This is a genomic window from Pseudomonas farsensis (assembly GCF_014268805.2).
GTDB lineage: Bacteria > Pseudomonadota > Gammaproteobacteria > Pseudomonadales > Pseudomonadaceae > Aquipseudomonas > Aquipseudomonas farsensis.
In genome coordinates, this window is record NZ_JABWRF020000001.1 from 1,539,270 (window position 1) to 1,560,689 (window position 21,420).

General features: G+C 64.2%; 22 protein-coding genes. 12 read left to right on the forward strand and 10 right to left on the reverse strand.

All coding sequences use genetic code 11. From position 1 onward, the window contains the following. Positions 1 to 90: 90 nt before the first annotated feature. Complete coding sequence (locus HU719_RS07075) at positions 91 to 1,491, reverse strand: XAC2610-related protein (RefSeq protein ID WP_186536798.1); 1,401 nt, start codon at positions 1,489 to 1,491, stop codon at positions 91 to 93. 73 nt (positions 1,492 to 1,564) lie between these two features. Further along, a complete protein-coding gene (locus HU719_RS07080; protein ID WP_186518436.1) occupies positions 1,565 to 2,479 on the reverse strand; it encodes an AraC family transcriptional regulator in 915 nt (304 codons plus the stop codon). A gap of 101 nt (positions 2,480 to 2,580) precedes the next feature. Between HU719_RS07080 and HU719_RS07085 the strand changes: the two genes are divergently transcribed. Genes HU719_RS07085 through HU719_RS07105 form a run of 5 tightly spaced genes read left to right on the forward strand, consistent with a single transcriptional unit; the run spans position 2,581 to position 7,014 of the window. Then, on the forward strand, positions 2,581 to 3,141 hold the full coding sequence (locus HU719_RS07085) for a carboxymuconolactone decarboxylase family protein (RefSeq protein ID WP_186536797.1): 561 nt from the start codon (positions 2,581 to 2,583) through the stop codon (positions 3,139 to 3,141). Between the two features lie 43 nt (positions 3,142 to 3,184). Further along, a complete protein-coding gene (locus HU719_RS07090) occupies positions 3,185 to 4,249 on the forward strand; it encodes an acyl-CoA dehydrogenase family protein (protein WP_186518432.1) in 1,065 nt (354 codons plus the stop codon). Further along, entirely contained in the window at positions 4,246 to 5,067 is an 822-nt protein-coding gene (locus HU719_RS07095; RefSeq protein ID WP_186536796.1) for an ABC transporter ATP-binding protein, read from the forward strand. Before HU719_RS07090 ends, HU719_RS07095 begins: the two co-directional genes overlap by 4 nt. Beyond that, positions 5,054 to 6,259, forward strand: a complete 1,206-nt coding sequence (locus tag HU719_RS07100) for an ABC transporter substrate-binding protein (protein ID WP_186536795.1) — start codon at positions 5,054 to 5,056, stop codon at positions 6,257 to 6,259. The genes HU719_RS07095 and HU719_RS07100 overlap by 14 nt, the downstream gene beginning before the upstream one ends. Further along, entirely contained in the window at positions 6,259 to 7,014 is a 756-nt protein-coding gene (locus tag HU719_RS07105; protein WP_186518426.1) for an ABC transporter permease, read from the forward strand. The genes HU719_RS07100 and HU719_RS07105 overlap by 1 nt, the downstream gene beginning before the upstream one ends. A gap of 154 nt (positions 7,015 to 7,168) precedes the next feature. Here the strand turns inward: HU719_RS07105 and HU719_RS07110 are convergent, their stop codons facing one another. Together HU719_RS07110 and argC are read right to left on the reverse strand one after the other, a co-directional pair. After that, a complete protein-coding gene (locus tag HU719_RS07110; RefSeq protein ID WP_186536794.1) occupies positions 7,169 to 7,855 on the reverse strand; it encodes a GNAT family N-acetyltransferase in 687 nt (228 codons plus the stop codon). Between the two features lie 72 nt (positions 7,856 to 7,927). Further along, positions 7,928 to 8,857: an N-acetyl-gamma-glutamyl-phosphate reductase gene (gene argC / locus HU719_RS07115; protein ID WP_186536793.1), complete on the reverse strand. Its 930-nt coding sequence runs from the start codon at positions 8,855 to 8,857 to the stop codon at positions 7,928 to 7,930. A 115-nt stretch (positions 8,858 to 8,972) separates the two neighbouring features. On the opposite strand from argC, the gene HU719_RS07120 reads away from it, so the two are divergent. The 3 genes from HU719_RS07120 (at position 8,973) to HU719_RS07130 (ending at position 11,715) form a co-directional block, all read left to right on the forward strand. Then, positions 8,973 to 9,854, forward strand: coding sequence for a LysR family transcriptional regulator (locus HU719_RS07120; protein ID WP_186536792.1), 882 nt, complete (start codon positions 8,973 to 8,975; stop codon positions 9,852 to 9,854). Between the two features lie 157 nt (positions 9,855 to 10,011). Next, positions 10,012 to 10,947 carry a 5'-nucleotidase gene (locus HU719_RS07125; protein WP_186536791.1) on the forward strand — a complete coding sequence of 312 codons (936 nt, stop codon included), beginning with the start codon at positions 10,012 to 10,014 and terminating at the stop codon, positions 10,945 to 10,947. Between the two features lie 105 nt (positions 10,948 to 11,052). Continuing rightward, positions 11,053 to 11,715, forward strand: a complete 663-nt coding sequence (locus tag HU719_RS07130) for a TetR/AcrR family transcriptional regulator (protein ID WP_186536790.1) — start codon at positions 11,053 to 11,055, stop codon at positions 11,713 to 11,715. A 6-nt stretch (positions 11,716 to 11,721) separates the two neighbouring features. On the opposite strand, the gene HU719_RS07135 is transcribed toward HU719_RS07130, so the two are convergent. After that, positions 11,722 to 12,420 (reverse strand): FadR/GntR family transcriptional regulator, encoded by a 699-nt coding sequence (locus tag HU719_RS07135; RefSeq protein WP_186536789.1) that lies wholly within the window; start codon positions 12,418 to 12,420, stop codon positions 11,722 to 11,724. A 251-nt stretch (positions 12,421 to 12,671) separates the two neighbouring features. Here HU719_RS07135 and HU719_RS07140 point away from each other — a divergent pair, with 251 nt between their 5' ends. Genes HU719_RS07140 through HU719_RS07155 form a run of 4 tightly spaced genes read left to right on the forward strand, consistent with a single transcriptional unit; the run spans position 12,672 to position 15,503 of the window. Next, entirely contained in the window at positions 12,672 to 13,457 is a 786-nt protein-coding gene (locus HU719_RS07140; RefSeq protein ID WP_186536788.1) for a transporter substrate-binding domain-containing protein, read from the forward strand. An 11-nt stretch (positions 13,458 to 13,468) separates the two neighbouring features. Then, complete coding sequence (locus HU719_RS07145; protein WP_186518409.1) at positions 13,469 to 14,134, forward strand: amino acid ABC transporter permease; 666 nt, start codon at positions 13,469 to 13,471, stop codon at positions 14,132 to 14,134. Continuing rightward, on the forward strand, positions 14,135 to 14,782 hold the full coding sequence (locus HU719_RS07150) for an amino acid ABC transporter permease (RefSeq protein WP_186536787.1): 648 nt from the start codon (positions 14,135 to 14,137) through the stop codon (positions 14,780 to 14,782). It abuts the gene before it with no gap. Then, complete coding sequence (locus HU719_RS07155) at positions 14,769 to 15,503, forward strand: amino acid ABC transporter ATP-binding protein (protein ID WP_186518405.1); 735 nt, start codon at positions 14,769 to 14,771, stop codon at positions 15,501 to 15,503. Before HU719_RS07150 ends, HU719_RS07155 begins: the two co-directional genes overlap by 14 nt. A 296-nt stretch (positions 15,504 to 15,799) precedes the next feature. Here the strand turns inward: HU719_RS07155 and HU719_RS07160 are convergent, their stop codons facing one another. The 5 genes from HU719_RS07160 to HU719_RS07180 form a co-directional block, all read right to left on the reverse strand. Beyond that, the gene (locus HU719_RS07160; RefSeq protein ID WP_186536786.1) at positions 15,800 to 16,591 is read right to left on the reverse strand and encodes an outer membrane protein OmpK; all 792 of its coding nucleotides are present in this window, start codon (positions 16,589 to 16,591) and stop codon (positions 15,800 to 15,802) included. 217 nt (positions 16,592 to 16,808) lie between these two features. Then, positions 16,809 to 17,774 (reverse strand): isopenicillin N synthase family dioxygenase, encoded by a 966-nt coding sequence (locus HU719_RS07165; RefSeq protein WP_186536785.1) that lies wholly within the window; start codon positions 17,772 to 17,774, stop codon positions 16,809 to 16,811. Between the two features lie 141 nt (positions 17,775 to 17,915). Then, positions 17,916 to 18,998 (reverse strand): BMP family ABC transporter substrate-binding protein, encoded by a 1,083-nt coding sequence (locus tag HU719_RS07170; RefSeq protein WP_186536784.1) that lies wholly within the window; start codon positions 18,996 to 18,998, stop codon positions 17,916 to 17,918. A 336-nt stretch (positions 18,999 to 19,334) separates the two neighbouring features. Beyond that, complete coding sequence (locus tag HU719_RS07175) at positions 19,335 to 20,261, reverse strand: ABC transporter permease (RefSeq protein WP_186537275.1); 927 nt, start codon at positions 20,259 to 20,261, stop codon at positions 19,335 to 19,337. A 59-nt stretch (positions 20,262 to 20,320) separates the two neighbouring features. Continuing rightward, positions 20,321 to 21,418 carry an ABC transporter permease gene (locus HU719_RS07180; protein WP_186537276.1) on the reverse strand — a complete coding sequence of 366 codons (1,098 nt, stop codon included), beginning with the start codon at positions 21,416 to 21,418 and terminating at the stop codon, positions 20,321 to 20,323. Positions 21,419 to 21,420 lie beyond the last annotated feature (2 nt).

Genomic DNA, 21,420 nt, shown 5'->3' on the forward strand with positions numbered 1-21,420 from the left:
AGCCCGCTCGCCACGAGGAGATATGTCTGGCGAGAATTGGTTTGTACAGAACCATGGAATCACCCCCCATTGGCCTGATTCCCAGCCCGTTTACGGCTGCTTGCGATACATCCCGGTCATCATTTGCGGGTTGTCGGGGGCGGCGTTGTACTTCACCACCGCAAAGCCTTTGACCAACTGAATGTGGTAAGCCCCATTGCCTTTGGACGCCTGCGCCTCACGCACGATGATCAGGTTGTCAGCCTCCATCGGCACACGGTGCTGCTCGCTGATGATCGGCGCGCCGGTCTTGCTGTCTTCAAGGCGCAGGCTGAACTGGGCGATCTCGCGCCCTTCGGCATCGCGCTCTGGTAGCACGGCGAGGTCCAGGTAACCGTTGCGGCCGAGGAAATCATCCAGCATCTGGTAGCGCCCGCTGCGCTGGTCGGGCGCAACATCGCCCAGTTGCGTGGCCGCAGGTTCCGGGCCGCCATGGCGCAGGTGCAGGGCCAGCTCGGGCTTTTTGCTGTACACCTTGTCGATCCAGGTGCCGGTGTAGGCGCCTGGGTCGCCCATGTCGGCAGTCATGCGCCAGATGCCGGTCTGGCGGCCATCGTCGGCGAACTCGAAGAGGTACACATTGGGTTTGTCGTCGTAGTCGTCACGCTCACCGACCAACTGGATGGGCGCGCCGCTGCCGCTTTGGGTGTAGCGCAGCTCGCCGATGATCACCGCGCCCTGGTCCTGGAACCACAGCTGCACCGGTAGCTTGCCGTCCAGGGTGCCAGTGAGCATTTGCGGGCTTTCAATGATCGGCCCTTCGATACGCGTCTGCTCCTGCCACGTGCCGTCGTGCCGCGCGCCGCGGGTGCGCTGCACGTAGCCACGGGGCATGCTGGTGCCCTGGCTTTCGTTGGGCGGGATTTCTTCTTCGGTGACGGCGCTGGCCAGCAGCAGTTCGCCGCCCTTGAACTGCCAGTTGGCGTCGCGGCGCCAGCAGCAGCCGCGCTGGGTTTGCACGCGCAAGGTGCGCGTGGCGCTGTCGAGCTGGAACAGGCCCAGCGGTGTATCACGGGCAAGCTCGGTCAGGGCAGGGTGCAAGGCCCAGGTACGCTGCTGGGCATCCTGCAGATAGACGTTGTAGCGGTAGGTGCCAATCTCCATCACTTCGCTGGCATCGCGAATGGCGACATCCTGGCGGCCATCGAAGTTGAAGTCGCCAAAGTTGAGCACGCCATACGGGCCGCTGAGCCAGTCGCTGGTGCCTTCGGCGCCAGGTTCGGGCGGGTCGTCCATTTGCGTCTGCAACTGCTGCAAGGTTTCCAGCGTCTGCCGATCGCGCACGGTGATCAGCACCGGGGCCAGGTGCTCGGGCTCCTTGGGCAGTTCGGCGAACAACACCTCCAGCAGAAATTGGCCGCTGGGGTCGGTAACCGCGAATGACCGGGGCTCGGCCATCGCCAGCGGGGCCATGGCCAGGCTCAGGGCTGCACCGCTGAGGAACGTGCGCATTCAACGCTTCCTTGCTTGAAAAGGCCGCGAGTATAGCGGCAACTCTGGGGCTGGGTGGCAATCAATACAGGCTTCACGCACGCCCGGCAACGCCTTTGCGGTACGCCCCAGGCTGCACGCCGACGGCCTTGGCAAAGGCTCGGGTAAAGGCTGCAACCGACTGATAACCCACGCGCGCGCCTACCTGCTCGACGGTGTTGCCCGCCTTGAGCAGCTGGCAGGCATGGCGCATGCGCAGCGCCAGCAATACCTGGCCGGGCGATTCGCCGGCCAGTTCATTGAAACGCTTGAAAAACGCCGACCGCGAAAGTCCGGTGCAGGCGGCCATGCTTTCAAGGGTCCAAGGCTGGCCCGGGTCCTCGATCAATTGTTCGAGCAGCCCGGCAAAGGCCGGCTGACGCGCCAGCGCTACCAGCCCGCCAAGCGGTTGGCCGGCATGCACCTGCTGGCGCAGCACATACAGGAACAGCAGATGGGTCAGGCGTTCGAGCAGGGTTTGCGAAGGCTGCGGCAGGCGCCGGCACTCTTCGAGGATCAGCCCGAACAATGCCCGCGCAGCGCTCCCGGCCGGGTCTTCGGCGCGCAGCACAATCCAGCTGGCCAGGCCCTCGACCACCAGCGACGACAGGCCCGAGTTGAAATCGAAGAACCCGCACACCAGCCCCACGCCATCGCCGGCTTGCAGGTCCAGTGGCTCCATGGCCCGCCGGGGCAGGGCGCACGCGTCGTCGGCGGCATCGGCGCTGGACAGCCGATAGGCCAGGTCGCGCAGCAGGAACACCGCATCGCCGCTGCGCAGTTGCAGTGGCTGCTCCTGGCCGTCGATGTGCAGCCAGCAGTGCCCCTGCACCACCAGGTGAAAACTGGCCCGGCCCATGCCCTGGGTGCTGGCATGCCAGCCGCCGCAGTAGCGCCCGACATGGAACAGGCTGGCGTCGAGCTCCAGGCCTTCTAATAACCAATCAACGAGGTGGCTGGAAGAAATCATCTAATGCAAACACTCAGGAGCAAGGAAAGGCGACTGATGAATATGGATGCTACTTCTTATAACCAACAGACTGTAGCGACTTACATCAAAGGAGGTCACCCATGTCCGCGCGCATTACTCTACACAGCCTGCAGACCGCTCCGGAAGCCGCTCGGCCGTTCCTTGAAAACGCGCAGAAGAACTCAGGCTTCATCCCCAACCTGCTCGGCATCCTGGCCAACGCCCCGGCGGCGCTTGAAACCTACGTGACGGTGTCGGCGCTCAATGGCAAATCCGAGCTCAACCTGGCCGAGCGCGAAGTGGTGCAACTGATTGCCGCCACCCAGCATGGCTGTGATTTCTGCGTTGCCGGCCACACCGCCGTGGCCCTGAACAAAGCCAAGCTGCCCCAGGAAGTGGTCGATGCGCTGCGTGCCCGTGGCGAGCTGCCCGACGCCCGCTATGAAACCTTGGCCGCATTCACCCGCGAAGTGATCGCCACCCGTGGCAATGTCAGCGACGCCACTTACCAGGCTTTGCGCGACGCCGGCTTCAGCGAGGGCAACGCCCTGGAAGTGATTCTCGGGGTGAGCCTCGCAACCTTGTGCAACTTTGCTAATGTGTTCGCCCAGACGCCGCTCAATGAAGAGCTTGGCAAGTACCGCTGGCAGCCTTCGGCTTAACCGCCCGATGCCGGCCGGTCCGGCGTATCTAAGGAGTAGGGACATGCTTGATAGCGCTTTTCGCCAATGGCTGGATGCCAACGCCGAAGCCATCGACCAGGGCCAGTGCGACCCGCACCAGGTGCTGGCACATATCGCCGAATCACAGCTGCTGCGCGTTGGCGTGGCCGCAGAACTCGGCGGTTCGGGCGGTGAGGTGAGCGATGGGGTCGAAGCCATCGCGGCCATCGCCAACCGCTCGCTGGCTGCTGCGTTTGTCTGCTGGGGCCAGCGCGCCTTCATCGAATACCTGCTGCACAGCCCCAACCAGGCCCTGCGCGAGCGCCTGCTGCCGAGCTTGCTCAAAGGCGAACTGGCCGGTGCCACCGGGCTTTCCAATGCCATGAAGTTTCTTTCCGGCATCGAGGCCTTGCAAGTGCGTGGCCGGCCGCAGGCAGAGGGGTGGGCCCTCGAAGGCCGCCTGCATTGGGTGACAAACCTGCGCAAGTGCGGCTTCGTGGTGGCTGCCGCCATCGAGTGCGATGCCGGTGGTGCGCCGTTCGTGCTGGCCATTCCGTCTGACGCCAAGGGGCTCGAACGCTCCGATGACCTGCAATTGATGGGCTTGCAATCGAGCAACACCGCAGCGTTGGCTTTCCATCAGGTGGAGCTGGCCCGCGACTGGCTGCTGCATGAGAACGCCCGCGAGTTCCTGCCCCGCGTCCGCCCGGCGTTCCTTGCCTTGCAATGCGGCATGGCAATTGGCTTGGCACGGCGTTCGTTGAGCGAGGTGCAGGAGCATCTCAATGGCCGAGGCTCGTTCCTTGAAGAGGCCCGCCAAGTGCTGCACGAGCGCCTGGAAAACACCGTCGGCGAACTCAAGCAAGGCTTGCACGAGGGGCGCTTCCTGGCCCAGCCGGCGGCGCTGTTCAAGTTGCGCATCACCTTGGCCGAATGCGCTGCCGATGCCGTGCAACTTGAGTTGCAGGCAAGCGGCGGCAAGGCCTACTTGAATGCCTACGGCGAGGGTTTCGCGCGGCGCTGGCGCGAGTCGGCATTCGTGCCCATCGTCACCCCTAGCCTTGTGCAACTGCGCGCCGAGCTGCACCGCCAGGCGGCCTCGGCATGACCGAGGTGTTACTGCAGGCCCGCGACATCAGCCTGGGCTACCCCCGCGAGGGTGGCTGGCAGGCTGTGCTTGAGCAGTTTGACCTGGCCCTGGCGCCGGGGGAGGTGGTGACGATTCTGGGCCCCAGCGGGGTTGGCAAATCGAGCCTGTTACGGGTGCTTGCCGGTTTGCAGCAGCCGCGTGGCGGCAGCGTCATGCTGCATGGCGAGGTCCTTGCCGGGCCGCACCCGCGCCTGGCGGTGGCGTTTCAGGACCCAAGCCTGTTGCCTTGGCTGAGCCTTGAGAAGAACGTCGCCTTCGGCCTGGACTTTGCGCGCCAACCCAAGCTCTCTGCCGGTGAGCGGCGCGCCCGCATCGACCATGCAATTGCCGCGGTGGGCCTTGCCCACGCCCGTGGCCAGTATCCGGCGCAGCTTTCCGGCGGCATGGCCCAGCGCACGGCGCTGGCCCGCTGTCTGGCCCGCCAGCCCGAAGTACTACTGCTTGATGAACCGTTCGGGGCGCTGGATGAAGTCACCCGCGCCGATATGCAGCAACTGCTGTTGCAACTGATCGCCACCCACAACACCGCGGCGGTGCTGATCACCCACGACATCGACGAAGCCTTGCTGCTGTCCGATCGCGTGCTGCTACTGGGCAACCACCCGGCGCGCACCCTCGGGCAATGGCACATCGACCTGCCGCAGCCACGGGCGCAGCGGGTCGAGGAGCTTGGCGCGTTGCGTATCGACATCCTCAAAACCCTACGGCGGGCAAGCCGCACAGCCGAACCCACCCCATCTCCCTTGCCCTCGGAGGCTGTCCATGTGCATGGATGACTGCTGTTCCACCACCTCGCGTCGCGATTTCCTCAAGCTCAGCGCCATGCTGACCGCAGCCGGCGCCGTGCCGTTGCTGGCCAGTTTGCAGGCGCGCGCTGCCGCCGAACCCGACGCGCCCGTGCGTATCGGCTACCTGCCGATCACCGACGCGACGCCGCTGCTGGTGGCGCACAACAATGGCCTGTTCGAGGCCGAAGGCATCAAGGCCGAACGCCCGGTGCTGCTGCGCAGTTGGGCGCAGGTCATCGAAGCGTTCATCTCCGGGCAGGTCAACGTGATCCACCTGCTGTCGCCGATGACCGTGTGGGCGCGCTATGGCAGCAAGGTTCCAGCCAAAGTGGTGGCGTGGAACCACGTCGGCGGCTCGGGCTTGACCGTAGCCCCGGATATCAGCGACATGCGCCAGCTCGGCGGCAAGACGGTGGCGATACCGTTCTGGTACTCGATCCACAACGTGGTGCTGCAACAGATGCTCAGTGATAACGGCCTCAAGGCGGTTTCCAAACCTGCCAGCGCCACGCTCGCGGCCAACGAAGTCAATCTTTTGGTGCTGCCACCATCGGACATGCCGCCGGCCCTGGCCAGCAAGCGCATCGCCGGCTACATCGTTGCAGAGCCCTTCAACGCCCTGGCCGAAAACCTCAAGGTTGGGCGGGTGCAGCGCTTTACGGGCGATGTGTGGCGTAACCATGCCTGTTGCGTGGTGTTCATGCACGAGCATGACCTGAACAACCGCCCAGAGTGGTCGCAGAAAGTGGTCAATGCCATCGTCAAGGCCCAGCAATGGATCCGCGAGCACCGCGCCGAGGCCGCAGCCTTGTTGTCCAAGGCCGGCCCCAACCGCTACACCCCCCATGAAGCGGCCGTGCTCAGCAAGGTGCTAGCGCCCGCTGCCGAAGACCGCGCGGCCTACATCGCCAGTGGCGCCATCCAGCACCAGCAGTGGGATGAAAAGCGCATCGATTTTCAGCCTTACCCGTTCCCAAGCTATACCGAAGAACTGGTCAAGCGCCTGAAGAACACCTTGATCGAGGGCGAAAACGGCTTTCTTGCCGGGCTCGACCCGGCCCACGTGGCACGCGATCTGGTGGATGACCGCTTTGTGCGCAACGCCATTGCCGCCGTGGGCGGGCCTGCGACCTTTGGCATCGCCGAGAACTTCCAGCGTAGCGAGGAGTTTGCGGTTTGATGCGCAGGCACATCGTGCATGGCGCGCTGGGTCTGGCTGGCCTGGCAGCGTTGCTGTTGTTGTGGTGGGCCGGCGTGCGCCTGTTTGGCGCCGCAGACGGGCTGTCGGCGCGTTTCGCGCCGCAGGCCACCTTGCACAGCCTGGTCGAGCTATTGGCCCAGGGCGAGGTTTACGGGCACATCTGGGTGAGCCTCAAGCGCATCCTGATTGGCTTGCTGCTGGCACTGCTGATCGGGGTGCCGCTGGGCCTTTTGGTGGGCAGTTATCGGCATCTGGAGGCAGCGACCACGCCCGCGTTCCAATTTTTGCGCATGATTTCGCCGTTGTCGTGGATGCCGGTGGTGGTGATGTTGATGGGCGTGGGCGACCAGCCGATCTATTTCTTGCTGGCGTTTGCCGCGTTGTGGCCGATCTTGCTCAATACCGCCGCTGGCGTGCGCCAGCTTGATCCGCGCTGGTTGCAACTGAGCCGTAGCCTGAGTGCGACGCGTTGGGAGACGCTGTGCAAGGTGATTTTGCCGGGGGTGATCGGCCATGTTCTGACCGGCGTGCGTCTGGCCATCGGCATCTTGTGGATCGTGCTGGTGCCGTGCGAGATGCTGGGGGTCAGTGCGGGGCTGGGCTACTTTATTCTCGATACCCGCGACCGGCTGGCATACTCGGAACTGATGGCCATGGTGCTGCTGATCGGGGTGCTGGGGTTCATGCTCGATGCGCTTGCCCGTGGCTTGCACCGGCGTTGGGTGCATGGCTGAGTAGGGCAGGTTAGCCATCTGGGGTCGCTGTGCGACCCTTCGCGGGGCAAGCCCGCTCCTACAGAGACCGCGCACAGGCGCGATATTGAACTCTGGCCAGACCCTGTTGGAGCTGGCGACAGCCTGCGATGCGCCGTGCAAACGGCGCTTGATCTCAGTGGCGCATCAGGCGCTGGGCAACACAGGCCTTGGCTTCTTCGGTCAGGCTGTCCAGGCGCTCGTCACGCAGCCGCTCGGCCTCGATCATCGCTTCATCGCCCTGATGCTTGAGCAGATACGCGTGAATTTGCATGACCTCCAGCGTCTGGTAGATCGGCGCGACATCCAACCGACCGATCAACGCCCCGCTGGGGCGCCCGGTGCTGCTCATCAACACCTGCGGTCCGGCGCTGGCAACCACCTGCAAGCCCATCGCCTCGAACCACGGCACTTGCCCGGCGAACGTGCTCAGCTCGACGCAGGCATAGCGGCTGCGCAGGTCATCGACCAGGGCGCGGGCAATGCCCTGGCGCCGGTGGCTGGGCGCCACCGCAAGGTAGGCCAGGGCACAGGCCTCTGGGTCGTCCTGGGCAGGCAGCGTCAAGGCGAAACCCAGCAGTTGGTCCGGGGCATCGGCATCCAACGCCAGGGTCAGTTGCACGGCAAGGCCACGGGTGCCGTCCAGGGCCATCAGGTACTGGTGCACTTCAAGGCCCACGCCGTACTGATACAGCGGGTACAGCGCGTTGTCCTGGCTGATGCCGACACTGCTGAGCTGGCCTACATGCTCGATCACCAACTGGCGGATCTGGTTCTGGAAGGATTCAGGTGGCACGCCGTCGAGGCGGCGAAGGATGAACATCGCGGGTAAGGCTCCGGGTGGGCTGAAACGCCCCGTCTCGAACAAGGCGGGGCCACAGTCTACCCGGAGTCTTCAGCGCAGCCCAGTCAACAACAGGTCGAGGTTCTGCACGGCAGCGCCCGATGCGCCTTTGCCGAGGTTGTCGAACACCGCGGTCAGCAACACCTGGCCGTGCTCGGGGTTGGCGTACAGCGCCAGGCGCAGGTCGTTGCTGTCGTTCAGGGCTTGTGGGTCCAGCGCCGGGGCAGGGCCTTGCTGGTACAACGGCATTACCTGTACGTAGCGCGAGCCTTGGTAATGCTGCTCCAGGCATGCTTGCAACTGCTCGGCGGTGACCCCCGGTAGCAGGCGCAGTTGCAGCGGGATGCTCAACACGATGCCTTGGCGATAGGCGCCGTAGCCCGGCACGAACACCGGGCGGGCGCTGAGCCCTGCATGCTGCTGGATTTCCGGCACATGCTTGTGGGCAAGCTCCAGCCCATACAACTGCAAGGCTGGCAGTGCTGCGTCAGTGGCCTGCTCAAAGCGTTGCACGGCAGCCCGGCCACCGCCGGAATAGCCTGAAATGGCGTGAATGCTCAGTGGGTAGTCGGCAGGCAGCAGCCCGGTTTCGACCAACGGGCGCAGCAAGGCGATGGCGCCGGTTGGGTAGCAGCCGGGGTTGCTGATGCGGGTGCTCTGGGCAATGCGCGCGGCTTGCTGGGCATCCAGCTCCGGCAGGCCGTAGACCCAGCCCGGCGTGGTGCGGTGCGCGGAGCTTGCATCGATCACCCGGACCGCCGGGTTGTGCAGGGTTGCCACCGCATCGCGCGCGGCGTCGTCGGGCAGGCACAGCAGGGCAATGTCGGCGCTGTTGATGGCCTCGGCGCGGCGCTTGGGGTCTTTGCGCTCGGCGTCGGGCAGGGTGAGCAGGCGCAAGTCCTGGCGGCCATGCAGGCGGGCGTGGATCTGCAGGCCGGTGGTGCCTTGGTCACCATCGATGAAGACAAGTGGCTGGTGCATGGGAATGTCCGTGGAGGAGGAGTCGGGGTTATCCTCGCTTGTCGCTGGACTAAAGAAAATTTGAATATCATGATGCTGACGTTCATGAAAACTGATGTACTTTCCGGGTGCCCCAATGCGAGAAATCAGCCTCGACCGCCTGCGTACCCTGGTGGTGATTGCCGAGCATGGCTCGTTTGCCGGCGCCGCCCGTCAGCTCAACCTGGCGCCGCCGACCATCAGCCTGCATGTCGCCGACCTTGAGGCGCGTATCGGCGCACCGCTGCTCACCCGCACCCGTGGCCAGGTGCGCGCCACGGCCATCGGTGAAACCCTGCTGGCCCGTGCCCGGCAGTTGCTGGCCGACGCAGACCAGGCTCTCGAAGAAGTGCACCGTCAGGTAGCAGGCCTGGCCGGCAGGGTGCGCCTGGGCGCCTCGACCGGGGCCATTGCCCACTTGTTGCCGCAGGCCTTGCAAGCCCTGCGGGTGGAGCACCCCGGGATCGATGTGCAGGTGCAGGTGCTGACCTCGCAGGCCTCGCTCGAGCAACTGCGCCAGGGCAGCCTGGATATCGCCTTGGTGGCCTTACCGCAGGTGGCGGGCAAGGGGTTGCGGGTGACCGAGTGGCGGCGTGACCCCATCATGGCGTACCTGCCCTGCGACTGGCAGGCGCCGGCGCGCATCACCCCGGCCTGGCTTGCCGGGCAGGCGTTGATTCTCAATGACAGCACCACGCAGTTGTCGCGGGTGACCTCAGAGTGGTTTGCCGGCGCCGGGCTTTACCCCGAGGCGCGCATCGAGTTGAACTTCAACGATGCGATCAAGAGCCTGGTGGCGGCGGGTTACGGGGCGACCCTGCTGCCGCAGGAGGGCGAAGAGCAGCCGCATGATCCGCGCATCATTCGCCGGCCGTTGCGCCCCGGCTTGTGGCGCCAGCTGGGCATCGCCTGCCGCGAAGGGGCGCTGGAGCAGGCCACCGGGCATGTGCTGGCGGCGCTTGGCAAGCTGCGCCAGTGAATAAGGATTTGTGCTTCAAGCTGATATTGCCGGGGGCGCTTTGCGGCCCTTTCGCGACACAAGGCCGCCCCTACAGGGGCTGCGACACGCCCCGGCGGGCTTGTCCTGTAACGGCGCTGGTGTACTCTGCCCACACCTCTTGCACAAGGACCGCAGCATGCCCTTCGAACTGGACGACCGCCTGGTCATCGGTGTTGCCTCAAGCGCCGTTTTCGACCTCAGCGAGTCAGATGCAGTGTTCCGCCGTGACGGCGAAGCGCAATACCGCAAATACCAGGAGCAACACCTGGACGTCCCGCTGGGCAAGGGCATCGCCTATCCGTTCATCAAGCGCCTGCTGGCCCTCAACAACCTGCGCGATGACCCCGAGGACCCGCTGGTCGAGGTGGTGCTGCTGTCGCAGAACGACCCCGATACTGGCCTGCGCGTGATGAAGACCATCAACCACTACGGCCTGAACATGACCCGGGCGATCTTCACCCAGGGCCGCTCGCCGTACGAGTACATTCCGGCGCTGAACATCGCCCTGTTTCTCTCCGCCGACAAGGGCCACGTGGACGCCGCGATCCAGGCCGGCTACCCGGCAGGGCAGGTGCTCGATTCGCAGTTCGACGATGACGAAAGCGACGACAACCTGCGCATCGCCTTCGACTTCGATGGTGTGCTGGCCGGCGATGAGTCGGAAGCGGTGATGCAGTCTGGCGGGCTGGACCGTTTCCATGCACACGAGGTGAAGAACGTCGCCCAGCCACACAACCCAGGGCCGCTGAAGGAGTTCTTCGTCCGCATCGCGCGCATCCAGGCAGCAGAGGAGCAGTTCCGCCTCGAACACCCCGAGTACCTGAACCGCCTGCGCGTATCGATTGTGACCGCACGCAATGCGCCGTCCCACGAACGGGCGCTCAATACCCTGAAAAGCTGGGGCGTGATGGCCAACGATGCGTTTTTTCTGGGGGGGATCGAAAAACGCCGGGTGTTGCGCGTGCTCAAGCCGCATATCTTTTTCGATGACCAGTCAGGGCATCTGAAGAGCACCAGCACCGTGGTGCCCTCGGTGCATGTGCCGTTTGGCGTGACCAACCGCTCGGCCTGAGTGCCGGCCATGGGCAAACCTGACCATCCGACCAACAGCGTGCTTCCCTGCATCGCCCGGCTCACGGATAATCGGCCCATTCCAATAATGAGCCTGTGAGTCGGTATGAGTGATCCGGTAGTCAAGCCTGAAGCCGAGGGGGCGCGCAAGGCGCGCAAGAACAACCCCGAGAAAACCCGCGAGAATATCCTCCAGGCTGCCATCACCGAGTTTGTCCAGCAGGGCCTGGCCGGTGCCCGGGTCGATGCCATCGCCGAGCGCACCGCCACCTCCAAGCGCATGATCTACTACTACTTCGGCAGCAAGGAGCAGTTGTACGTCGAGTGTCTGGTGAAGCTTTATGGCGATATCCGCAAGACCGAACACAGCCTGGAGCTTGAGTCGCTGCCGGCCGACCAGGCGATCAGGCGGTTGGTGGAGTTCACCTTCGATCACCACGACCGCAACGTCGATTTCGTGCGTATCGTCTGTACCGAAAACATCCATTACGGCGAGTATGTGAAGCAGTCGCCAGCGATCCGCGAAATGAGCAGCCTGGTGCTGCAGGCGCTGGGCCGCACCCTGGAACGTGGCGTGGCCGAGGGCGTTTTCCGCCCGGGCATCGAGGTCATCGACCTGCACATGCTGATGAGTTCGTTCTGTTTCTACCGGGTTTCCAACCGGCACACCTTTGGCGATATCTTCCAGATCGACCTGGCCGATGAGCAGGTCAAGGCGCGCCACAAGCAGATGATCTGCGAGTCGGTGATGGGCTACATCAAGGCGTAACGGGTCTTACCCTGCAAACACCACTCCGGTACGCGCAGCGGCATTGCGGATGTGCTCCTGCATGGCCCGCTGCGCAGCCGCCTGCGAGCGGCGGGTAAGGGCGCGCAGGATCTTGCGATGCTCCTGCCAGGTTTCCATGGCCCGCTCGGGGCGAATGAACGGCAGTTTCTGGCTTTCCAGAAAAATATCCTGGCTGGCTGTGATCACCTGCAGCATCGCGCGGTTGCCGCTAGCCTGCAGCAGTTTCTGATGGAACGCGAAATCCAGCCGCGCCGCCGCTTCGAAGCGCCCAGCCCGAAGCTCGAGGGCCATCGCCTCGACATTGGCTTGCAGTTCGTCCAGGTCGTCAGCGGTCAGTGCCAGCGCCGCCTGGCCTGCGGCAAAGCCTTCAAGGGCGTAGCGCAACTGGAAGGTATCGGCCGCCGACACCTGCTCGGCATAGGGCCAGGCAAAGCCGCTCGGCACGCCGCCCGGTGCCACGGGCGTTTGCACGAACACGCCTTTGCCCGGTTGTACGCTTATCAGCCCCAAGGCGCTCAGCGTGGACAGCGCCTCACGCAGCGAGGCACGGCTGACCCCGAGGCGCTCGGCCAGGTCGCGCTGTGAGGGCAGCGCGTCACCGGGCAGGTAGCCGTCTTCCTCGATCAGTTTGCGGATCGCCTGCAAGGCGATTTCCGGGACGGGGCGGGCAGGGGTGGCAAGCATGCTGGGCAGACCGGTCTGAGAGCGATGGGCACCGTTTTACGGTGAATTGGCCTGTGCTGGCAAGCCTTGCTTCGTTGTGGCGCAGGCTGTGGCGGCACTGCGCGAAAGCGGGGCGTGGCGCGGCAACTGTTCAGACCAGTAAGACCTTGAAATAGCCGCGCACCCTGCGAGCTACGGGGTTTTAGCCAAGGCTGGCATGACCCGTGCACTGGCCCAGCAGCCCATTTTCGGACCCTGTGCGAGGCCTTTCGATGAAAACGTTCCGTCCCCTGCTGCTGGCAACCCTGTTCTGCACCGGCGCCCTGACCCTTGCCCAGGCCCAGGCCGACGCGCTGGCCGACATCACCGCCCGTGGCGTGCTGAAGGTCGCCGTGCCTCAGGACTTCCCACCGTTCGGCTCGGTTGGCCCTGACCTCAAACCGCGCGGCCTGGACATCGACACCGCGCAGCTGCTGGCCGACCGTTTGGGCGTGAAGCTTGCGCTGACGCCAGTCAACAGCACCAACCGTATTCCGTTTCTGACCACCGGCAAGGTGGACCTGGTGATCTCAAGCCTGGGCAAGAACCCGGAGCGGGTGGCCGTGATCGACTTCTCGCGCCCCTACGCGCCGTTCTACCTGGCAGTGTTCGGCCCGGCCGAGGCGCAGATTAGCGACATCAACGCCATTGCCGGCAAGACCATCAGCGTCACCCGCGGCGCCATCGAAGACATGGAACTCAGCGCCGTGGCGCCCAAAGGCACCATCATCAAGCGCTTTGAAGACAACAATTCGACCATCGCCGCCTACCTGTCCGGCCAGGTCGAGCTGATTGCCAGCGGCAGTGTGGTCATGGCGGCCATCGCCGAGAAAAACCCATCCAAGGTCCCGGTGATGAAGGTCAAGCTCAAGGATTCGCCCGTTTATGTGGGCCTGGCCAAACAGGAGCCGGCGCTGCTGGAAAAGGTCAACGCCACGCTGGATGCGGCCAAGGCCGACGGTAGCCTGAACCGCAACGCTGAAAAATGGCTGAAGCAGCCGCTGCCGGCCGACCTCTGAGCGCCTGACTGATGGCTTATCAATTTGATTTCGCCCCGGTGCTGGCGCAGGGCGACCTGCTGTTCAAGGGCGCACTGTTCACCTTGCAACTGACCCTGATCGGCACCGTGCTCGGGGTCGCCATTGGTGTCGTCGGCGCGGTTACCCGCGCCTGGCGCCTGCGGCCTTTCGATGCGCTGTTCGGGCTGTACGTGGAGCTGATCCGCAACACGCCGTTCATCGTCCAGCTGTTTTTCATCTTTTTCGGCTTGCCCGCGCTTGGCGTGCGCCTGACCGAGTGGCAGGCGGCGGTGTTGGCCATGGTGATCAACCTGGGGGCCTATTCCACCGAGATCATCCGTGCCGGCATTCAGGCTGTGCCCAAGGGCCAGTTGGAGGCGGCGGCGGCACTGGCCATGAGCCGCTTCGAGGCGTTTCGCTACGTGGTGCTGCAGCCGGCGTTGGCCAAGGTATGGCCGGCGCTGTCGAGCCAGATCGTGATTGTGATGCTTGGTTCGGCGGTGTGTTCGCAGATCGCCACCGAGGAGCTGTCGTTCGCCGCCAACTTCATTCAGTCGCGCAATTTCCGTGCGTTCGAAACCTACCTGCTGACCACGCTGCTGTATCTGCTGATGGCGATTGTGGTGCGCCAGTTGCTGGCGTGGATCGGCCAGCGCCTGTTGATGGGGAGACGCTGAATGGACTTCACCCTGTGGGATATCGTGCGCAACCTGCTGACCGGGTTGCAGTGGACCTTGCTGCTGTCGCTGGTGGCGTTTGTCTGTGGTAGCGCCGCTGGCCTGTTGCTGCTGGTGGCGCGGATCAGCGAGCAGCCGCTGCTGCGCGGCGCCGCCCGTGGCTATATCGAGCTGTTCCAGGGCACGCCGCTGTTGATGCAGCTGTTCATGGTGTTCTTCGGCCTGGCGCTGTTTGGGCTGGACGTGTCGGCGTGGATGGCGGCGGCCATTGCCCTGACCTTGTTCAGCAGCGCGTTCCTGGCTGAAATCTGGCGCGGTTGCGTGGAGTCGATCCCGCGTGGCCAGTGGGAGGCCTCTGGCAGCCTGGCGCTGACCCGATTTGAGCAACTGCGCCATGTGATCCTGCCGCAGGCGCTGCGTATTGCCGTAGCGCCTACCGTTGGTTTTTCGGTGCAGGTGGTCAAAGGCACGGCGGTCACCTCGATCATCGGCTTCACCGAGCTGACCAAGACCGGCGGCATGCTGGCCAACGCCACGTTCGAGCCCTTTTTGATCTACGGCCTGGTGGCCGTGGGCTATTTCATCCTTTGCTACCCGCTCTCGCTGAGCGCCCGTTATCTGGAAAGGAGGCTGCATGCCCCTGCTTAGAGTGTCCGCGCTGCACAAGTATTACGGCGACAACCATGTGCTCAAGGGCGTTGACCTGAGCATCGAGGAGGGCGAGGTGGTGGCGATTATCGGCCGCAGCGGCTCGGGCAAATCCACCTTGCTGCGCACCTTGAATGGCCTGGAGTCGATCAGCGACGGGGTCATCGAGGTGGACGGCGAGTACCTGGACGCCGCCCGCGCCGACCTGCGCGCGCTGCGCCAGAAGGTTGGCATGGTGTTCCAGCAGTTCAACCTGTTCCCGCACCTGACCGTGGGCGAAAACGTGATGCTGGCCCCGCAAGTGGTGAAGAAGGCCGGCAAGGCCGAGGCACGCTATCTTGCCGAGCAGATGCTGGCGCGGGTGGGGCTGAGCGACAAGGTCGATGCCTACCCGGACCGGTTGTCTGGCGGGCAGCAGCAACGGGTGGCAATTGCCCGGGCCTTGGCGATGTCGCCCAAGGTGCTGCTGTGCGACGAAATCACCTCGGCGCTGGACCCGGAGCTGGTCAACGAAGTGCTCAGCGTGGTGCGCCAACTGGCCCGTGAAGGCATGACCCTGATCATGGTCACCCACGAAATGCGCTTTGCCCGTGAGGTTGGCGACAAGCTTGTGTTCATGCATCAGGGCAAGGTGCACGAAGTCGGCCACCCGCGCGAGGTGTTCGCCGCACCGCAGACGGCAGAGCTTGCCAATTTCATTGGCGCGGTGGCGGGGGGCTGAGGACCCCTGTGGGGGATACGATGGCTTTGTGCAAACCTGCTCCGGCCTCATCGCAGGCTGGCGCCAGCTCCCACAGAGCTCGCCCATCCCCATATCGATGTCGTCTACGCGGTCAGTGTAGGAGCGGCCTTGTGCCGCGAAAGGGCTGCTCCTACATAATCAAAAGCGACTTGCCCGAAACCATAGAATCTCCCACAGTGACCACGCACAGCCGCGATATCCGAGTCTGGCCCGGATCCCTGTGGGAGCTGGCGCCAGCCTGCGATGAGGCCCTGGCAGGCTGGCGCTACAGCGCGCTAGAAATGCACTTTCAGCAACAAGCTGATCGCGCTCTGGTCAGTCCCGCCCAGCACTTCCTTGCCCAGGAAGCTGTCGTTGTCGATGCCGTACTTGTCGCTCCAGTAGTCATACTCCACACCCACATAGAATTTCTCGCCCCAGCCCATGGCCTTGGCCAGGTCGTATTTTATCTGCGGGTTGAAGTGGAAGTTGGCGTGGTAGCTCTTGTCGTTGTCGACCACCCAGTCGATGAACCCATCGATGACCACGTTGGAATTGCCCACCGGGATGGTGTAGCTCCAGGCCGGGGTGATCTGCCAGACGTTCTTGCCGTCGCGCTTGCCATCGGGGGTGCGCAGGTAGGTGTTGAGCTGGAAGTAGTCGAAGCCTGGAATGTTCAGGTCTACCGCCGGGCCGATCAGATACGCATCGACGTCATCCTCGCCAAACTCCCAGGTGGCGGCAATCAGCACATCCTTGATCGGGCCGAACGACAGGTCGGTGTTGCTGATTTTGCCCAGCGACAGCCGCGGGCTCAGCTCGCCATAGAAGCTGTGGCCGTCACCTGCGCCGTTGGTGGCCTTGGTGTTGTACTTGATGCCATCGACGAAGAAGAACAGGTCGCCGAAGCTCCAGCCGCTGGCGTGCTCGAACGTGACGGTCTGCTGCCTGGGCGGGTCGACCTTGAAGTCGATGCCGTTCAGGTAGGTCAGGCTGTTGTCCTGCCACAGCAGCAGGTCGCCGGCCAGGGCCTGACCGGTTGCCAGCAAACCGCCTGCCAGCAGCAGCGAAGGGGTGGTGCGCGTCATCTGAAGCTCCTTGGTTGTTGTCGTTATCGAGTGCTGAACCTGTCGTGTTGGTCAGGCTTTCAGAGCAGAGCAAGAACGGCGCCAATTCTTGTCTGCGCAGACAGATATCTGCACGGCTGCGGGTTTACCGGGCGCAGATGCCAAGACGCCGCGCAGCGGTGAAGCTGCGCGGCGTCGAGGTGCTTCAGGATGGCGCGGCGTTGCGCCATCACAGGGCTCAGCCAGCGGCCTGCTCGCGGCGGTAGGCGTAGGTTTGGGCGAAGCGCGAGAGCATATAGGCGCTGCACGAAACCGCCGGGTAGCGCGGCGGGTTGTCAGTGCCCGAGCAATTCGGCAGGCAGCTGATCTCGGTGTCGGGATGGGGCTCGGCGAAGAATGGCATCGAGTAGCGGTCTACCCCCAGCGGGCTGATCACCCGGTGCGGGGTCGAGGTGTAACGGTCGTTGCTCCAGCGCGCCATCATGTCGCCGATGTTGACCACGTAGGTGCCTTCGATGGGCGGCGCATCAATCCACTCCCCACTGCGGCTCTGCACCTGCAGGCCACCGGCGTCGTCCTGGTAAAGCAGGGTGATGCAGCCGTAGTCGGTGTGGGCGCCGGCACCTTGCTGCTCGGCACTGCTGGCCGCCTGGCGCGGCGGGTAGTGGATCATGCGCAGTACGCTGATCGGCTGGTCGAAGCGCTGCTCGAAAAAGTCCGGGGCGATGCCCAGTGCCTCGGCCATGGCTTGCAGCAGGGTCAGCGACAACTGATGCATGTCCTCATAGTGCTGTTGCAGCAGCACCTCCCAACCGGGGATGTCCGGGTGGCGGTTGGGGCCGCGCAACGGCTTGCCCGCGAGCACTTCGGGGTGGTCGGCGGCCAGGTGCAGGCCCATGTCGAAGGTTTCTTTAAGGTCGCTTGGGCGGCTGGGGTCGAGTTGCTCGGTGGCAATTGCACCGTAGCCACGATGGTGCTGGCTTTGGGTGATGTCGATCCGCAGTTTTTCGCCAGCTGAGCGGGCAAAGAAGTCTACTGCGGCGGCCTTCAGGGCAGCGATACGCGCAGGGGCAATCGGGTGGCCCTTGATGTAGTAGAAACCCCAGGTACGGCAGGCGGCGTCGATTTGCCGGGCCACTGCCTGGCGGGCGCCGGGGTCGGGTTGGTAAAGCGCGGTGATGTCGATGATCGGCAGGGTGTCCATGTGTGGCTCCGGGTGTCCGGGCCGCCGCTACGGGCGGCCCGGTTAGCTGCGAGTCTTCTCGTACCCAGGCAGCGAAACGACCGGCTCAGCCGGCCTTGTGCGCGGTTCTCCGAAGCGGAGGGACGGCGCACCGGGTTGCAGTTACTTGGGCAACTGGGCAGTGATGCCTTTGACGTAGTAGTTCATGCCGGCAAGTTCAGCGTTGCTGGCAACGGCGCCTGCGGCGATCCGCACAGTGCCGCTCTGGTCGGCAATCGGGCCGGTGAAGGGGTGGAACGAGCCATCCTTGATGCTGGCGATGATCTGTTCGGCGCCGCCTTTGATATCGGCGGGTACCAGGTCGCTGATGGGCAGCTCAACGGTGCCATCTGCCAGGCCGCCCCAGTAGTCCTGCGATTTCCAGGTGCCATCGATGACTGCCTGGGTGCTCTTGATGTAGTGCGGGCCCCAGTTATTGACGATCGAGGTCAGCACTGCCTTGGGGCCGAAGTGGGCCATGTCCGAGGCGTAGCCCACCGCATAGACGCCGCGCCGTTCGGCGGTCTGGATCGGCGCCGGGCTATCGGTGTGCTGGAACATCACATCGACACCTTGGTCGATGAGCGCGTTGGCAGCGTCGGCCTCTTTGCCCGGGTCGAACCACGAATTGACCCACACCACCTTGATTTCGGTGCCGGGGTTGTACTTGTCCAGCGCCAGCTGGATGGCGTTGATATCGCGCAGCACTTCAGGGATAGGGAACGAGGCGACGTAGCCGACTTTCTTGGTCTTGGTCATTTTTGCGGCCAGATAGCCGCCGACATAACGGCCTTCGTAGGAAGTGGCCAGGTAGGTGCCGAGGTTCTTGTCCTGTTTGTAGCCGGTGGCGTGCTCGAAGGTGACCTTGGGGAACTGCTTGGCCACCTTGGCGGTGGGGTTCATGTAGCCGAAGGAGGTCGCGAACACCAGGTCGTAGCCGCCTTTGGCCATGTTGCGGATGACTCGCTCGGCGTCTGCGCCTTCCGGGACGTTCTCGACGAAGCTGGTGTCGACCTTGTCGCCGAACTGCTTGATCAGCGCCTGGCGGCCTTGTTCGTGCTGGTAGGTCCAGCCGTGGTCGCCGATGGGGCCGATATAGACGAAACCGACCTTGAGTGGGTCGGCGGCGCTGGCGGACATGACGCTGGCAAGGCCTATGGCCGCGGCCAGGGTGCGCAGCAGGTGCTTGGTCTTGTTGTGGGGCATCTGGGGTGGGCTCCTGTTGGTCTTGTGGTGTGGCGAAGGGAGTACTGCAAAAAGCTGACCATGTGGGCAAAAACAGCATTTGGTGGGGGATCGTTGCGGCAACGGCGCCGGGGTGGTGCGCCGGGGCGTTGCCACCGCCACTTGCTGGTGCGCGGCGGATGGTCTTGCCGTAAGCGACGCCACCTCGTGTAGGAGCGGCCTTGTGTCGCGAAAGGGCTGCGCAGCGGCCCCAGGATCTCGGCTTCATGCGAGATCGCAGGGGGCCGCTGCGCAGCCCTTTCGCGACACAAGGCCGCTCCTACACAGGGTTGCGTGAAGTCAGTACACGCCAGCAGATCAGTGCCCGGCCTTCCACGGTTGCCCAAGCGAAACCGGCGCATACAGGCGGGTTTTCAGGGCATCGCGCGACAGCACCACCAGCACCACGATGGTTGCCACATAGGGCAGCATCGCCAGCAGATTGGCCGGGAAGCTCACGCCGATGCCTTGGGCAACCAGGTGCAGAATGCTGGCCAGCCCAAACAGGTAGGCCCCAAGCAACACCCGCAGCACCCGCCAGCTGGCAAACACCACCAGCGCCAAGGCAATCCAGCCGCGCCCAGCGGTCATGTTTTCAGCCCACATCGGGGTGTAGGCCAATGACAGGTAGCCACCGGCAAGCCCGGCCATGGCGCCGCCGAACAGCACCGCCAGGGTGCGCACGCGCAGTACCGGCAAGCCCATGGCGCTGGCGGCGTCGGGGTTCTCACCGACCGCTTGCAGCACCAGCCCCGGGCGGCTTTTGAGCAGCAGCCAGGTGATTAGCCCGAACAGCGCAAACGACAGGTAAACCAGTACATCCTGGTTGAACAGCATGTGGCCGATCAGCGGAATGTCTGCCAGCAACGGGATGGCCACGGGCTCGAAACCGCTCAGTGGCTTGCCCACCCAGGCAGTGCCGACAAAGGAAGAAAGCCCGACGCCAAATATGGTCAGGGCCAGCCCGGTGGCTACCTGGTTGGCCTGGCAGCCCAGCGCCACCAAGGCAAACAACGCCGCCAGCAGCATGCCGGCCAGGCACGCCATCAACACCCCAAGCCACAGGTTGCCCGTGGCGTAGGCGGCGATGAACCCCACCACTGCGCCAAACAGCATCATGCCTTCCTGGCCCAGATTGAGTACGCCGCTCTTTTCGCACACCAGCTCGCCCAGCGCCACCAGCAGCAGCGGGGTGCCGCAGCGCACCATGGCGTAGAGGATATTGCCCAGTAGATCGAGATCCATAATCCAAGCCTCAGCCTGCGCGCCAGCGGCGCCAGGCATACGTAAAAAGTCAGGGGAATTCAGGCGCTGGCAGCCGCCAGCGCTGCCCGGCGCCGCCAGTCAAGCGTCAGCCGTGGCCGGTAGAGAATCAGCACGTCGCAGGCAAGCAGATAGAACAGCATCATTCCCTGGAACAGGCCGGTCAGCGATTGCGGCAGGTTCAGGGTCATCTGCGCGTTTTCACCGCCCAGGTACAGCAGTGCCATCAACAGCCCGGCGAGCAGAATGCCGAACGGGTTGAGGCGCCCCAGAAACGCCACGGTAATCGCCGCATAGCCGTAGCCGGGCGACACCTGCGGCACCAACTGGCCAATCGGCCCGCTGACTTCACTGACCCCGGCCAGCCCCGCCAGCCCGCCGCTGATCAGCAGCGCCAGCCAAACCAGGCGCTTTTCGCGAAAGCCGACAAAGCCTGCGGCGCGGCGGTCCAGGCCCAGCACCTTGATCTGAAAGCCCAGAAAACTCTTGTGCAGCAGCACCCATACCGCCACCAATGCCAGCAGCACGAAGTACAGCCCCACATGCACGCGGCCGTCTTCGAACAGCGCCGGCAGCCGGCTGGCATCACCGAACATCGCCGACTGCGGAAAACTGAAACCGTCCGGGTCTTTCAGCGGGCCGTGCACGAAGTACAGCAACAGGTTCAGGGCGATGTAGTTGAGCATGATGGTGGTGAGGATTTCATTGGCGTTGAAGTGGGTGCGCAGCCAGGCGGCCAGCGCCCCCCACAGCGCCCCGGCCAAGGTGCCGGCCAGTAGCACCCACAGCAGCGCCCAGCGGCTGTCCCAGTCGATCAGTTGAATCGCCAGCGCGCTGCCGGCCAGGGCACCTATCAGTAATTGGCCTTCCGCGCCGATGTTCCAGATGCGCGCCTGATAGGCGACTGCCAGGCCCAGGGCGCAGAGCAGAATCGGCAGGGCCTTGAGCAGCAGCTCGGACACGCCGTAAAGGTCGCTTATCGGCTCGATCAGCAGGGTATGCAAGGTTGCCAGCGGGGCATGCCCCAGGGCGCTGAACAGCAAGGCGCCGCTGAACAGGGTCAGCAGCCCGGCCAGCAGCGGTGAGAGCAGCAGCATGGCGCGCGACTGCCGGGTACGGGGTTCGAGGGATAGCAACATGG

Excerpts from the sequence above, each read along its gene's own strand:
- HU719_RS07165 (WP_186536785.1), bottom strand. The coding sequence starts at position 17,774 with ATGGACACCCTGCCGATCATCGACATCACCGCGCTTTACCAACCCGAC.
- HU719_RS07140 (WP_186536788.1), top strand. The coding sequence starts at position 12,672 with ATGAAAACGTTCCGTCCCCTGCTGCTGGCAACCCTGTTCTGCACCGGC.
- HU719_RS07125 (WP_186536791.1), top strand. The coding sequence starts at position 10,012 with ATGCCCTTCGAACTGGACGACCGCCTGGTCATCGGTGTTGCCTCAAGC.
- HU719_RS07105 (WP_186518426.1), top strand. The coding sequence starts at position 6,259 with ATGCGCAGGCACATCGTGCATGGCGCGCTGGGTCTGGCTGGCCTGGCA.
- HU719_RS07100 (WP_186536795.1), top strand. The coding sequence starts at position 5,054 with ATGTGCATGGATGACTGCTGTTCCACCACCTCGCGTCGCGATTTCCTC.
- HU719_RS07145 (WP_186518409.1), top strand. The coding sequence starts at position 13,469 with ATGGCTTATCAATTTGATTTCGCCCCGGTGCTGGCGCAGGGCGACCTG.
- HU719_RS07110 (WP_186536794.1), bottom strand. The coding sequence starts at position 7,855 with ATGTTCATCCTTCGCCGCCTCGACGGCGTGCCACCTGAATCCTTCCAG.
- HU719_RS07080 (WP_186518436.1), bottom strand. The coding sequence starts at position 2,479 with ATGATTTCTTCCAGCCACCTCGTTGATTGGTTATTAGAAGGCCTGGAG.
- HU719_RS07095 (WP_186536796.1), top strand. The coding sequence starts at position 4,246 with ATGACCGAGGTGTTACTGCAGGCCCGCGACATCAGCCTGGGCTACCCC.
- HU719_RS07085 (WP_186536797.1), top strand. The coding sequence starts at position 2,581 with ATGTCCGCGCGCATTACTCTACACAGCCTGCAGACCGCTCCGGAAGCC.
- HU719_RS07075 (WP_186536798.1), bottom strand. The coding sequence starts at position 1,491 with ATGCGCACGTTCCTCAGCGGTGCAGCCCTGAGCCTGGCCATGGCCCCG.
- HU719_RS07135 (WP_186536789.1), bottom strand. The coding sequence starts at position 12,420 with ATGCTTGCCACCCCTGCCCGCCCCGTCCCGGAAATCGCCTTGCAGGCG.
- HU719_RS07150 (WP_186536787.1), top strand. The coding sequence starts at position 14,135 with ATGGACTTCACCCTGTGGGATATCGTGCGCAACCTGCTGACCGGGTTG.
- HU719_RS07180 (WP_186537276.1), bottom strand. The coding sequence starts at position 21,418 with ATGTTGCTATCCCTCGAACCCCGTACCCGGCAGTCGCGCGCCATGCTG.
- HU719_RS07120 (WP_186536792.1), top strand. The coding sequence starts at position 8,973 with ATGCGAGAAATCAGCCTCGACCGCCTGCGTACCCTGGTGGTGATTGCC.
- HU719_RS07175 (WP_186537275.1), bottom strand. The coding sequence starts at position 20,261 with ATGGATCTCGATCTACTGGGCAATATCCTCTACGCCATGGTGCGCTGC.
- argC (WP_186536793.1), bottom strand. The coding sequence starts at position 8,857 with ATGCACCAGCCACTTGTCTTCATCGATGGTGACCAAGGCACCACCGGC.
- HU719_RS07130 (WP_186536790.1), top strand. The coding sequence starts at position 11,053 with ATGAGTGATCCGGTAGTCAAGCCTGAAGCCGAGGGGGCGCGCAAGGCG.
- HU719_RS07160 (WP_186536786.1), bottom strand. The coding sequence starts at position 16,591 with ATGACGCGCACCACCCCTTCGCTGCTGCTGGCAGGCGGTTTGCTGGCA.
- HU719_RS07090 (WP_186518432.1), top strand. The coding sequence starts at position 3,185 with ATGCTTGATAGCGCTTTTCGCCAATGGCTGGATGCCAACGCCGAAGCC.
- HU719_RS07155 (WP_186518405.1), top strand. The coding sequence starts at position 14,769 with ATGCCCCTGCTTAGAGTGTCCGCGCTGCACAAGTATTACGGCGACAAC.
- HU719_RS07170 (WP_186536784.1), bottom strand. The coding sequence starts at position 18,998 with ATGCCCCACAACAAGACCAAGCACCTGCTGCGCACCCTGGCCGCGGCC.